Raw genomic sequence first — 12,322 nt, 5'->3', positions numbered from 1 at the left:
AAATCGCCGAAAACGACTACGGCAGCCTGGGGGATACCAGCACACTGGCAGATCCGTCGGTGGTTGATGAACTCATCGAAAATCGCATGAACCGGGGCTGATTGGATATGCAAGGCGATACTGCAACTCTCACCCGCACTGTTAATGTCATCTTGCTTGGCCCTCCCGGGGCCGGCAAAGGCACTCAGGCGGAACTGCTGGTCAAAAATCACGGTTTGGTGCAGCTCTCTACCGGAGACATGCTACGCGAGGCCAAAGCCAGCGGATCTGAGCTTGGTCAACGTGTGGCCGACGTTATGGAACGCGGGGAATTGGTCACCGATGACATCGTGATTGGCCTGATTAAGGAAAAGCTCTCCAACACTGACGCCAAAGGTTTCATCTTTGATGGCTTCCCCCGCACGCTGGCGCAGGCAGATGCCTTGGGCCAACTGCTGGAAGAGTTTGACATCAAGCTGGACGCTGCCATCGAGCTCAAGGTCGATGACAAGGTTTTGGTACAGCGCATCTTGCACCGTGCCGAACAGGCCAAGGCTGCCGGACAGCCAGTGCGCGCCGATGATAATGAGGAAACATTGGTGCAGCGCCTGGAGGCTTACCACGCACAAACCGCACCATTGATTGCCTACTACGAGGGCAAAGGAGTGCTGAAATCTGTGGATGCAATGGGCGTGATTGACGCCATTGCCAAAGAGCTGAGCGTGATCGTTTCCTAATCGATCGCATGAGGGAAAGCACCCGCCAGCCACAGAGCCAGCGGGTGTGGAGGAAAGAACCGAGAGGGAGGAGACATATATGTCCGAAAACTCATCCAACGACGCGTATTGGAAAGCCAATGTGCGTATCATTTTGATCAGCCTCGTCATCTGGGCGCTGGTCTCTTTTGGGTTTGGCATCCTGCTGCGCCCAATGCTTGCGGGAATCTCCGTGGGCGGGTCTGACCTGGGCTTCTGGTTTGCCCAGCAAGGATCGATCCTGGTCTTCCTGGCGCTGATCTTCAACTACGCCTGGCAGATGAACAAACTCGACATCGCCCACGGCGTTGACGAAGAATAAAAAGGATCTGAGGGACAATGAGCCAATTCGCAATCAACCTGCTGTTTGTGGGCGCGTCATTCGCGCTATACATCGGCATCGCGATCTGGGCCCGCGCCGGGTCCACGTCTGAATTCTACGCTGCGGGTCGCGGCGTTCACCCGGTCACCAATGGTATGGCGACAGCGGCGGACTGGATGTCCGCGGCCTCGTTTATCTCCATGGCTGGCCTCATCGCCTTTACCGGCTATGACAACTCTTCCTTCCTGATGGGCTGGACCGGTGGCTACGTGCTGCTGGCGCTGCTGCTTGCGCCATACCTGCGTAAGTTTGGCAAGTTCACCGTGTCGGAATTCATCGGCGATCGTTTCTACAGCCCAACCGCCCGTATTGTGGCTGTGGTCTGCTTGATCGTTGCCTCCACCACCTACGTGATTGGTCAGATGACCGGTGTGGGCGTGGCCTTTGGCCGCTTCCTGGAAGTGTCCAACACCGCTGGCCTGCTGATCGGTGCCTGTGTTGTGTTTGCCTATGCTGTGTTTGGCGGCATGAAAGGTGTGACCTACACCCAGGTGGCGCAGTACTGTGTTCTGATCACCGCCTACACGATTCCAGCGGTTTTCATCTCGCTGCAGTTGACCGGCACGCCAATTCCGGCGCTGGGTCTGTTTGGGGATCACGTAGCTTCCGGTGAGCCTCTGCTGGCGAAACTGGATGCGGTTGTGACCGACCTTGGCTTCAAGGAATACACCGCCCACCACGCCGACACGCTGAACATGGTGCTCTTCACCCTGTCTCTGATGATCGGTACCGCAGGTCTGCCACACGTCATCATGCGCTTCTTCACCGTGCCAAAAGTTTCGGACGCCCGTTGGTCCGCAGGCTGGACGCTGGTGTTTATCGCGCTGCTGTATCTGACGGCGCCTGCTGTTGGTGCGATGGCCCGCCTGAACATTTCCGAGCTGATGTGGCCAAATGGCGGCATCTCCGGTGAAGCAGTGACCACCGAGCAGATCGCAAACGATCCTGAGTACGACTGGATGGCCACTTGGCAGAAAACCGGTCTGCTGGATTGGGAAGACAAAAACGGCGACGGCAAGATCCAGTTCTACAACGACAAGAACGAAGATCTTCAGGCAATGGCCGCGGAAAAAGGCTGGGAAGGCAACGAGCTGACCAAGTTCAACCGTGACATCCTGGTGCTGGCGAACCCTGAAATCGCAAACCTGCCGTCTTGGGTGATTGGTCTTGTGGCTGCGGGTGGTCTGGCAGCGGCGCTCTCTACTGCTGCGGGTCTGTTGCTGGCGATCTCCTCCGCCGTGTCTCACGACCTGATCAAAGGTGCGATCAACCCGAACATCTCCGAAAAGGGCGAACTGCTGTCCGCACGGATCGCGATGGCGGTGGCAATTGCTGTGGCAACGTGGCTGGGTCTGAACCCTCCAGGCTTTGCGGCGCAAACCGTGGCCTTGGCCTTCGGTCTGGCAGCGGCGTCCATCTTCCCGGCGTTGATGATGGGGATCTTCTCCACCAAGATCAACAACACCGGTGCGGTGGCTGGCATGCTGGCAGGTCTGACTGTGACGCTAATCTACATCTTCCTGCACAAAGGCTGGCTGTTCATTCCGGGCACCAACTCCTTCACCGATGCTGACCCGCTTCTGGGCACGATCAAATCGACCAGCTTCGGTGCCATTGGTGCAGCGGTGAACTTTGCGGTGGCCTACATTGTGGCAGGTATGACCAAAGAGACACCAGCGGACATCAAGGCGCTTGTGGAAAGCGTTCGAGTTCCCCGCGGCGCAGGTGCAGCTCAGGATCACTGAGCCCTTGCGTCCCTTGACGGCGGGTGGCCCCCCAATCCGCCGTCACTTTAATGCCGTTGCCTCCGATCCTGTCGGGGGCAACTTTTCCCTTCCAAGACTGACGGTTGGCTTGGGAGTGATTGCTGCGGCAGCGCGTCCGCTTGCCGCTTACGTCCCCCACATGACAAGGTGCCCCCATGTCACTAACTCATGATCAAATCACCCGTTTTTTGCGTTCCGTTCATCCCTATGACAGCCTGTCTGACGAGGCGTTGCAGGAACTGGGCGCCTTTTTTGAAGTTCAAGTTCTAGAAACCGATACGCAGATTTACCGCCTCGGACAAAAGCTTGATGGCCTGTATCTGATTTATAGCGGCACCGTTGAGGTGACCGATGAAAATGGCGCGGTGGTGTCCCATTTGGGATTGCGCAATTCCTTTGGTGAAAGGGGGCTGCTGCGCGATGGCGTGGCGGTGACCAGCGCCCGATGCGAAAGCGACACAACCTTGTTGATGTTACCTGTGAGTGCGTTCCAGAAAGTGCGCACCACAGAAGGTGCTGTGCAGCGGTTCTTTGATCGTGCCCGGCCAGTGGGGCGAAAGACGCCTACCAGCGATCTGGCCTCCACCGAAGTGGCCACCATTATGGCGCGAACACCGATCACGCTGGCGCCGGAAGACACTGTCAAAGCTGCGGCCCAGAAGATGCACGCCGCTGGGATTTCGTCGCTGTGCATCACCGAAGGAGACGCGCTTTTGGGGATCATCACCACCGGCGATCTGGTCGGGAAGGTGTTGGCCGAGGATCGCACGCCGGAAACTGCGCTGGCAGAGATCATGACCCGCGCGCCCAGAACACTGCCGTCTACGGCGATTGGCTCGGACGTGCTGCACATGATGATGGAACATGGCATTGGGCACATTCCGATTGTCGATAAAAACAAGCTCGTAGGCATTGTCACACAGACCGATCTGACCCGTTTTCAGGCAGTCACCAGTGCCGAGATGGTGCGCGAGATTGCCAAGGCGGACAGTGCAGAAGAAATGGCCAAAGTCACCGCCCGCATTCCACAGCTGTTGGCGCAGCTTGTCGGGGCGGGGCACCGGCATGACATTGTCACGCGCTTGATCACTGATGTGGCAGATACCGCCACGCGGCGGCTTTTGGCGTTGGCTGAGAACAAGCTTGGCCCGCCGCCTGTGCCGTATGTTTGGCTGGCCTGTGGCTCTCAGGGACGGCAGGAACAGACCGGCGTGAGCGATCAGGACAACTGTCTGATCCTAGATGATGCGGCCACGGAAGAGATGCGTACAGGCTACTTTGCACAGCTGGCGCAGTTTGTTTGCGACGGGCTCAATACTTGTGGTTATGTCTATTGCCCTGGCGACATGATGGCGACGGCGGATCGCTGGCGGCAACCGCTGCGGGTTTGGCGGGAATACTTCGTGGGCTGGATCACGACGCCCAACCCTGAAGCGCAGATGTTGGCCAGCGTGATGTTTGATCTGCGGCCGATTGGCGGCAAGCTGGATTGCTTTGCGCGGCTTCAGAATGAGACCTTGGCGGCGGCGTCCCATAACTCGATCTTTGTCGCCCATATGGTTGGGAATGCGCTCAAGCACCATCCGCCGCTTGGCGTGTTGCGCGGGTTGGCGACCATTCGCTCTGGCGAGCACAAGAACCAGATTGATATGAAACACAACGGGGTTGTGCCGGTGGTCGATTTGGGGCGGTTGTGTGCCTTGCAGGGGCGGCTGACACCGGCAAATACACGGGCACGATTGCGCGCGGCCAGTGATGGATCGGCGGGGATTTCAAGCGCGGGAGCGGCGGACTTGTTGAGTGCTTATGACTTGATTGCGGAGATGCGGCTGGACCATCAGCTGCGCCAGATCCATGCAGGGCAGGCGCCGGACAACTATTTGTCACCGGCGGATTTGTCGGACTTTGAACGCAGCCATCTGCGCGACGCTTTTGTGGTTGTAAAATCGCTTCAATCTGCGATTGGCCACGGGCGCGGCGCGTTGAGCTAACGAAAGAAGAGGGGGGCGAGATGTTTCTGGAACTGATCGCGGTGATTTTTGCAGGCATGGGGGGCGCCGGGCTGATGGCGCTCATTCGGATGGCGACAGGTGGCCGGTTGCCGAAATGGCTGACGCCGGTGGCCGCAGGAGGCGCTATGATCGCCGCCACTGTGAGCTCGGAATACAGCTGGTACAGCCGTACGACCGCGACTTTGCCGGAAGGCTTTGAAGTGGTGGAGATTGTTGAAACCAACGCGGTTTATCGCCCTTGGACCTATGTGGTGCCGTTGACCGAACGGTTTGTGGCGCTGGACACGGCCTCAGTGCAAACCAACTCTGCGCAACCTGATTTACGATTGGCACAGGTGTATTTCTATGGCCGCTGGTCGCCGCTGAACCGCCTGAATGTGGCAGCAGATTGCGGGACAGGGCGCCGTGCCGCGCTGACCGATGGGATCAGCTTTGACGATGCCGGTTCCATTGAGGGCGCGCAGTGGGTGACCGCGCCGGAAGATGATGCGCTTTTGAATGCGGTGTGTGAGGTGTCGTGATGGGACAGCGGGCGATTTTGGCGGGGTTGTCTTTGCGGTTACGCATCTTGCTGTTCTTCGCCCTGTTGGCCTTTGGCGGCGTGGCGGTGATGTTTGGCGCGCTTTGGGCGGGCTATCGCAGCGCGTTGACGGACGGGGTGGCGAGCGGATTTATCCTTGCGGGGATCATTGGCGGCTTTGGCTTTCTGGCGTTGGCCGTGGGCATCTGGCTGTTGTTTGATGAGAACGTCGCCAAGCCCATTCAGGCTTTGTCCACCACATTGCGCGCGCGGGCGCATTCCGGTGTGAATGCCACTGTGGACACGCACTCGGCGCGCTACTTGGGAGATTTGGCACCTGCCGTCGAAGCGGTGTCGACGCGGTTGAGCAATGCCACCATTGATATAGCCCAAACCGTAGCCCAAGAGACCGAGACGCTGACCTCGGATCGAGAACAGCTCACCGCGCTGCTGACCGAGATCCCGGTGGCAATCCTGTTGGTTGGTCCGGATCATCGGATTGTGCTCTATGACGGGCAGGCGGCAGGGACCTTGGCGCAGATTGCGCCGCCGCGGTTGAATGCGTCAATCTTTGACTATCTCTCTAAAGAGCGGGTTCTGGATGCGCACGAGCGGCTTCTGCAAGAAGGTGTCGAGGTGGCGTTTGAGGCAACTTGTCCGGATGGGCGAGTATCGTTTGATGCACGGCTTAAGCCTTTGCGCGGCACGCACAGCTATATGATCCTGATCGATGATGCCCACTTGGAGATTGCGCCTGACGCGGAGCGTCCCCTGACGTTTGATTTTGAACTGCTCGGGGATCAACCAATTTCCGATCTGGCTGCGCGGCGGCTCGATCAGATCCCCTTTGTGGTGTTTGATTGTGAAACCACTGGCTTGCTGCCGCACAAAGACGAGTTGGTGCAGCTGGGCGCGGTGCGGGTCTTGCGGGGCGAGATTGTATATGGCGAGGCGATGGACCGCTATATTCATCCAGGCCGTCCCATTCCGCCAGCCTCCACCAAAGTGCACCACATTACCGATGCGATGGTGGCTTCTGCGCCGCCGCCAAAATCGGTGGTGGCAGAGTTTCATCACTTTGCGCGGGACGCTGTGATCGTGGCCCACAATGCGCCGTTTGATATGGCGTTTATGCATCGACACGGCAATGAGATGGAGATCGACTGGCCGCAGCCCATTCTGGATACGGTGCTGCTCTCAGCGGTGCTATTTGGTACCACGGAGAAGCACACGCTGGACGCGCTTTGTGAGCGCTTGGGTGTGGTGATCCCCGAGCATCTGCGCCACACGGCGCTGGGGGATGCGCAGGCGACAGCCGAGGTGCTGTGTCATATGCTCCCTATGTTGGCGGCGCGAGGGCATACCACCCTTGGAGATGTGTTGGAGCAGACCCGCAAGCATGGGCGCTTGTTGGATGACATGAACTGAGGCGACTTGGCCTAATTGGGCAAAATCGGGACCATGGTGCCGGTCATCAGCGCGATCTGCGTGCGTTTCGTGCCTTCGATTGCAAAGACTTCGGCCTGCACGATCACCAACCGCTTGCCGGGCTTAATGACTTTGCCGACAGCTTCCAGGCGCTCGCCTTGAGCGGGGGCGAGCAGGTGAATCTTCATTTCGCTGGTGAGAACTTCGGCTTCCAAAGGCATGACAGACAAAGCGGAATAGCCTGCGGCGCTGTCGCCCAGACCAAAGGTCAAAGCGGCGTGGCCAAAACCGTGTTGCTGCTGACAGCTTTCCAGAACGGGGCCAGCCAAGGTCACGCTGCCGTCCGACACATCGGCGACTGTTGCGCCCATGGTTTGCATTATAGATTGCTCGGCAAAGCTGGCGCGGATTTTGGCGTCGATTTCTGGTGACATGCTGCGTTGCTCTCCTTTGGACGCTTGTATCCTGAAGGGGGCAGCACGTGATGGTCAATCACTGACGTTGCGGATTTCTTTAAGGTTCATAGAGCGCTGGTGCGCGCGCTTAACGTGGCATGGGCAGTTGTCGTGGGGTTTGTCCGGTGATGATCGCCATGGCCTCAGGGCGCATTAGCGCAGCCAAGGCGGTGTCGTCGGAGCGCAAGCCACCTGTGTAGGTGCCATAGGCAGGCAGAATGACCCGGTTGCTGTCAAACAGGAAGGCCGGGCGCGAGATGCTGCGCAGGCGGGTTTTTACACGAACTTTCGGGTGATAGTGGCCTGAGACCTCACCACTTTTTCCGTTCTGGGCGATGTGGCGAAAGGTCAGCGGTGGCACAGGCAGCTCGGCCAGATGTGCGCCACCAAGGTCGATGGGGCCGGGGTCATGGTTGCCTTCGATCCAGACCCAGCGGCGTCCGGCCTGAAGGCGGGAAATCCAAAGGCGATCCGCCTCTGGAAGCGTCTTGGCAGCTTCTATATCGTCAAAGCTGTCGCCCAGGCAAATCACTGTGGCCGCATTGCTGGCCTGGAGGTCATTTTCCAATCTTATCAATGTGTCACGGGTCTCATACGGCGGCATTGCTGGGCCGCCACGACGTAGGGCGCGCTCGGTTTTACCGAGGTGCAGGTCGGACACGATCAACATGCGCCGATCCTCCCACCAGAGAGCGCCAGAGCCCAATGCGGTGAGGGTTGTCCCAGCCAGTGAAAAGGAAACTCCGTTCATGGTATGTTCGTATCCTGTGTCCCCAAATGGATCAAGGGGGCAGTTTCACCCCTTGCAGAATTCGAACATTTTTCCGGATTTTACGCTGCTTTGAGCGTGCCAGCGTGCACAACCTAAACTTTTGCGAGCCCGCTGTCGTTCATAAGCGCTTCGGTTTCTTCCGCGAGCAGCCGTTCCTCCGCGCTGCCGCTTTGCACGGGCACTTTGCCAACTTCCAACAACAGCGGCGCGGCCAGTGGCGTGACATGCGGCGCGACGACGTGGTCTATCCGGTCTTCGACACTTTTGAGCAACGCTTCGATCCGAGAAAAATCGACCAGACCGCGCAACGCCTCTTCGCGGGTGATTTGCATCAAGACGTGATCAGGATCGTATTTGAGCAGGGTATCGTAAAGAATGTCTGAACTAGACGTTGCCTGCCGCCCCGACTTGCGCGCACTTGGAGTGTTGCGCTCGATCAGGCCAGCAATGGTGGCGGCGCCCCGGAAGGTTTTCTTCATCAGCGCATTGCCCGCCAGCCAGCCGTCCAAGCCGTCTTTCAATGTCTTTAGGTCAAATAGCGGGCGCGGGTCGGTCACTTCGTCCAGCCCCCAAATCAGCGTGGCATAGTCTGAGGACACAAACCCCATCGGGGCGAGGTCCATGTCTTCCATGCGTTTGGTCAGCAATAGGCCGAGGGTTTGCTGCGCATTGCGCCCGGCAAAGCCGTAGACGCACATATTTTGCCGTCCGTCGCGCTCGAAGGTTTCCACCAACAATCGATCTGGTTCCGGCAATCGGGACATGCTGCGCTGGAGGTGCAGCCAGTTTGCCGTGTGGGCGGGCAGGTCGGGCCAGTTGTCCGCTTGCAAGTAGCGCAAGGTGCGCTGCGATAGTTGTGTGGATGTGGAGAATTTGGTGCCGGAAAACACGGCCACGCGGGGTTTGCGGGTGGCGTTGCGTGAGACTTGTACGGTCATGTCGCGCAGGCCTTCGTAGCGCACAATCTGCCCGCCAATCAGGAAGGTGTCGCCTGCAGAAAGCGTTGCAGCAAAGGCCTCTTCGACTTCCCCCAATGGTTTGCCGCCGAGGTTGCGTTTCAATTGTACCTTCAGGGTGTCACTGTCCTGAATGGTGCCCGCGTTCATGCGCAGGCGGGCGGCGGCGCGGGGATCGCGCAGCTGCCATTGGCCGTCGGGACGCCGTTGCAGGCGTTGCCAGCGGTCATAGGCCTTTAGGGCGTAGCCGCCGGTGGCGCAGAACTCTAAGCAGGTGTCAAAGGCATCGCGGGACAGGTCCACATAGGCGCCCGCACTGGTCATTTCGGTGTAGAGGTCGTCCGCATCAAACGAGCCGGAGGCGGCGCGCAGCAGGATATGCTGGCACAGTACGTCGCGGGGGCCGGGGCCGCGCGGGTCGCCGTCCAGATCGCCCTCCTGCACTGCTTGCAACGCGTTGATGCATTCCACGACTTCCCATCGGTTGGCGGGCACCAGCAGTGCTTTGGAGGGGGCATTGTAGCGGTGGTTGGCGCGGCCGATGCGTTGCACCAGGCGCTTGACGTTTTTGGGGGCCCCGACCTGAATGACAAGGTCCACATCGCCCCAGTCAATGCCGAGATCCAGGCTGCCAGTGCAGACAATGGCGCGCAGGTCGCCCCGCACCATGGCGGCCTCGACTTTCTCGCGCTGTTCGCGGTCCAAGCTGCCGTGGTGGATGCCAATCGGCAGGGCGTCGTCATTGGCAAGCCACAGATTGTGAAAGAATATTTCCGCCTGCGCGCGGGTGTTGTGGAAGATCAGTGTGGTTTTGTGCGCCTTGACCTGCTCCAGAACCGCAGGGATGGCGTAGGCCGCGCCGCCGCCGAGCCAGGGTGGGGCTTCTTCGGTTTCCAGCATGGCAATATCGGGTGCCGGACCGGGATCGGCGTAGAGGATTTCACAGGGATCGGGATTGCGTGCGAGCAGCTTGGCGATGTCTTCGGGGTGGTCGACTGTCGCGGAGAGGCCGACGCGTTTGAGATCGGGGCAGAGGGATTGCAGCCGGGCGAGCGCGAGGAAGAGTTGGTCGCCCCGTTTGCTTTCCGCTAGCGCGTGGATTTCGTCCACCACCACACGTTTGAGGCCTTTGAAGATGCGGGGGGCGTCTTCGTAAGAGGTTAAAAGCGCGAGACTTTCTGGTGTCGTGAGCAGGATGTGCGGCGGGTCTACACGCTGGCGTTTCTTGACGGTTTGCGAGGTGTCGCCGGTGCGATCCTCGATGCGGATGTCGAGGCCGATCTCTTCCACTGGCGCGCGCAAGTTGCGTTTGATGTCGGCCGCCAACGCCTTGAGCGGGGAAACGTAGAGCGTGTGCAGGCCGTCATGCGGCGTGGTGGCGAGGTCGGCCAAGGTCGGCAAGAAACCGGCAAGGGTCTTGCCGCCACCGGTGGGGGCGATCAGCAGGGTGCAGGGATCCTCGGCGCGGGCCAGCATGTCGCGCTGATGCGGGTGCGGCTGCCAGTTTCGTTTGGCAAACCAGGCTTCGATGTTTTGCGGTAGCGCCGTTGTGTCCGGCAAGGCTCAGGTCGCGTCAGGCGCGCAAAAAAGGTTATACAACAGAGAGATAACCTGAGAGGTGTTGTCGTCCGCCAGACTGTAAAAGATGGTTTTTCCATCCCGCCGTGTGGTGACCAAGCCCTCTTCGCGCAGGCGGGCGAGCATCTGGCTCACGGCGGCTTGGCGCAGGTCCAACAGCGCTTCCAGTTCCGACACCGATTTTTCACCAGACCCGAGGTGGCACAGGATCATCAAACGGCCCGAATGCGCCAGCGTTTTAAGGTAAGCGGCGGCGGCTTCGGCGTTTTTCTCCATCTCGGAGGGCGGTGCTGGTGGGGTTTGGATATTCACGGTATTGGGCCCAGTTACTCCTGACTGCGCCTGATATAACATCGACCGCCTCGGTTTTCGAGGTGTGTTAGGATTTTGGTGGCGCTCCACCGGCAAAAGAGTTGCCGTTTACGTAGTCACAAGGCGCGTCCTGCATTTGCAAGTGCAGGCCGTTGCCGTCAAATTTATGTTGTCTGGCAAGGGTTTCGTTGACCTCTATGCCCAGTCCGGGGGTGGTTGGTGGCGTGACAAAACCATTTTCGACCTTGATGGAGGATGCGATGAGGGCGTCGTGGAACTCGGTCTCGATGGTCTCGATCATCAGAAGGTTGGGGATTGAGGCCGCGAGGTGGATGTTGGCGGCCCACTCAACGGGGCCGGCATAGAGATGTGGGGCCATTTGGGCGTTGTAACACTCTGCAATTGCAGCGACTTTTTTCATTTCCCAGATGCCGCCTGCACGTCCTAAGGCGGGTTGCAGGATTTCGGCGGCACCGGCGCGCAGGACGGCGGCAAATTCGGATTTGGTGGTCAGGCGTTCGCCGGTAGCCACTGGAATCCTTACGTTTTTCGCAACGCGGGCCATGTCTTCGAGGTTGTCTGGCGGGGTCGGCTCTTCGAACCAGAGGGGGCTATAAGGCTCCAAGGCTTGTCCAAGGCGGATGGCACCTGCAGTGTTGAATTGACCGTGGGTTCCGAAGAGTAAATCTGCTTTGTTTCCAACGGCTTCGCGGATGGCAGCGCAGAAGGCGACGGACATGGAGATGTCGCTCATGGCGGGCATGTGGCCGCCGCGCATGGTGTAGGGGCCTGCAGGGTCGAATTTCACCGCTGTGTAGCCTTTGTCCACCATCGCCAGCGCGCTTTCGGCGGCCATTTCCGGAGACGTCCAGAAGTCGGAAATGTTGTGGTGCTCAAGGGGATAGAGGTAGGTGTAGGCGCGCAGGCGTTCGTTCATCAATCCGCCTAGAAGGGCGTAAACAGGGCGGTCGCGATCTTTGCCCAAGATGTCCCAACAGGCGATTTCGAGGCCGGAGAAGGCGCCCATAACCGTTAAATCAGGGCGTTGCGTAAATCCCGAAGAGTAAGTGCGGCGGAACAAACGTTCAATGTTTTCAGGGTTTTCGCCCTCAAAATACCGTTCAAAAACATCACGAATCACCGCTTCCATGGCGACGGGGCCAACGGAGGAGGCGTAACATTCGCCCCAGCCCGTGATGCCGATATCCGTTTGAAGTTTCACCAAAATCCAGTAGCGCCCGCCCCAACCGGGGGCGGGGGGCGCGGTGACGATGATATCCAGATCGGTGAGCTTCATCGGCGTGGTCCTTACAACAGCGTTCGGTGAAGTAAGGGGCCTTTTTGACCTCAAAATCAACGTCGGTATTTTGTCGGTATCACGACTGTTTTGCGGTGGTGCGTATTTGC

Annotated in this window: 11 protein-coding genes; 6 read left to right on the top strand and 5 right to left on the bottom strand. The window is 59.0% G+C overall.

Annotated elements, in window-relative coordinates; all coding sequences use genetic code 11:
- Positions 1-107: 107 nt before the first annotated feature.
- The 6 genes from MK208_RS18540 (at position 108) to MK208_RS18515 (ending at position 6,842) form a co-directional block, all read left to right on the top strand.
- Positions 108-716: an adenylate kinase gene (locus MK208_RS18540; RefSeq protein WP_294119025.1), complete on the top strand. Its 609-nt coding sequence runs from the start codon at positions 108-110 to the stop codon at positions 714-716.
- Between the two features lie 79 nt (positions 717-795).
- Positions 796-1,056 (top strand): DUF4212 domain-containing protein, encoded by a 261-nt coding sequence (locus tag MK208_RS18535; RefSeq protein WP_294119024.1) that lies wholly within the window; start codon positions 796-798, stop codon positions 1,054-1,056.
- 17 nt (positions 1,057-1,073) lie between these two features.
- Positions 1,074-2,861 (top strand): sodium:solute symporter family protein, encoded by a 1,788-nt coding sequence (locus tag MK208_RS18530; RefSeq protein WP_294119023.1) that lies wholly within the window; start codon positions 1,074-1,076, stop codon positions 2,859-2,861.
- Between the two features lie 176 nt (positions 2,862-3,037).
- Entirely contained in the window at positions 3,038-4,873 is a 1,836-nt protein-coding gene (locus MK208_RS18525) for a DUF294 nucleotidyltransferase-like domain-containing protein (RefSeq protein WP_294119022.1), read from the top strand.
- A gap of 20 nt (positions 4,874-4,893) precedes the next feature.
- The gene (locus MK208_RS18520) at positions 4,894-5,415 is read left to right on the top strand and encodes a hypothetical protein (RefSeq protein WP_294119021.1); all 522 of its coding nucleotides are present in this window, start codon (positions 4,894-4,896) and stop codon (positions 5,413-5,415) included.
- Positions 5,415-6,842 carry a 3'-5' exonuclease gene (locus MK208_RS18515; protein WP_294119020.1) on the top strand — a complete coding sequence of 476 codons (1,428 nt, stop codon included), beginning with the start codon at positions 5,415-5,417 and terminating at the stop codon, positions 6,840-6,842. Before MK208_RS18520 ends, MK208_RS18515 begins: the two co-directional genes overlap by 1 nt.
- An 11-nt stretch (positions 6,843-6,853) precedes the next feature.
- Here the strand turns inward: MK208_RS18515 and MK208_RS18510 are convergent, their stop codons facing one another.
- From MK208_RS18510 to MK208_RS18490, 5 genes are all read right to left on the bottom strand, one after another.
- Entirely contained in the window at positions 6,854-7,276 is a 423-nt protein-coding gene (locus MK208_RS18510) for a PaaI family thioesterase (protein WP_294119018.1), read from the bottom strand.
- Between the two features lie 109 nt (positions 7,277-7,385).
- Positions 7,386-8,048, bottom strand: coding sequence for a ligase-associated DNA damage response endonuclease PdeM (gene pdeM, locus MK208_RS18505; protein ID WP_294119017.1), 663 nt, complete (start codon positions 8,046-8,048; stop codon positions 7,386-7,388).
- A gap of 113 nt (positions 8,049-8,161) precedes the next feature.
- Positions 8,162-10,585: a ligase-associated DNA damage response DEXH box helicase gene (locus MK208_RS18500; RefSeq protein ID WP_294119016.1), complete on the bottom strand. Its 2,424-nt coding sequence runs from the start codon at positions 10,583-10,585 to the stop codon at positions 8,162-8,164.
- Positions 10,586-10,588: 3 nt separating this feature from the next.
- Entirely contained in the window at positions 10,589-10,879 is a 291-nt protein-coding gene (locus MK208_RS18495; RefSeq protein ID WP_168591570.1) for a metalloregulator ArsR/SmtB family transcription factor, read from the bottom strand.
- Positions 10,880-10,982: 103 nt separating this feature from the next.
- Complete coding sequence (locus MK208_RS18490) at positions 10,983-12,212, bottom strand: mandelate racemase/muconate lactonizing enzyme family protein (protein WP_294119015.1); 1,230 nt, start codon at positions 12,210-12,212, stop codon at positions 10,983-10,985.
- Between the last annotated feature and the right edge of the window lie 110 nt (positions 12,213-12,322).

The organism is Shimia sp. (assembly GCF_022448905.1).
GTDB lineage: Bacteria > Pseudomonadota > Alphaproteobacteria > Rhodobacterales > Rhodobacteraceae > Shimia.
This window is presented reverse-complemented; position numbering and strand designations above follow the sequence as displayed.

Bases quoted from the DNA above. Each gene is read 5' to 3' on its own strand.
- MK208_RS18495 (WP_168591570.1), bottom strand. From the start codon at position 10,879: ATGGAGAAAAACGCCGAAGCCGCCGCCGCTTACCTTAAAACGCTGGCG.
- MK208_RS18515 (WP_294119020.1), top strand. From the start codon at position 5,415: ATGGGACAGCGGGCGATTTTGGCGGGGTTGTCTTTGCGGTTACGCATC.
- MK208_RS18525 (WP_294119022.1), top strand. From the start codon at position 3,038: ATGTCACTAACTCATGATCAAATCACCCGTTTTTTGCGTTCCGTTCAT.
- MK208_RS18540 (WP_294119025.1), top strand. From the start codon at position 108: ATGCAAGGCGATACTGCAACTCTCACCCGCACTGTTAATGTCATCTTG.
- MK208_RS18490 (WP_294119015.1), bottom strand. From the start codon at position 12,212: ATGAAGCTCACCGATCTGGATATCATCGTCACCGCGCCCCCCGCCCCC.
- pdeM (WP_294119017.1), bottom strand. From the start codon at position 8,048: ATGAACGGAGTTTCCTTTTCACTGGCTGGGACAACCCTCACCGCATTG.
- MK208_RS18530 (WP_294119023.1), top strand. From the start codon at position 1,074: ATGAGCCAATTCGCAATCAACCTGCTGTTTGTGGGCGCGTCATTCGCG.
- MK208_RS18510 (WP_294119018.1), bottom strand. From the start codon at position 7,276: ATGTCACCAGAAATCGACGCCAAAATCCGCGCCAGCTTTGCCGAGCAA.
- MK208_RS18520 (WP_294119021.1), top strand. From the start codon at position 4,894: ATGTTTCTGGAACTGATCGCGGTGATTTTTGCAGGCATGGGGGGCGCC.
- MK208_RS18535 (WP_294119024.1), top strand. From the start codon at position 796: ATGTCCGAAAACTCATCCAACGACGCGTATTGGAAAGCCAATGTGCGT.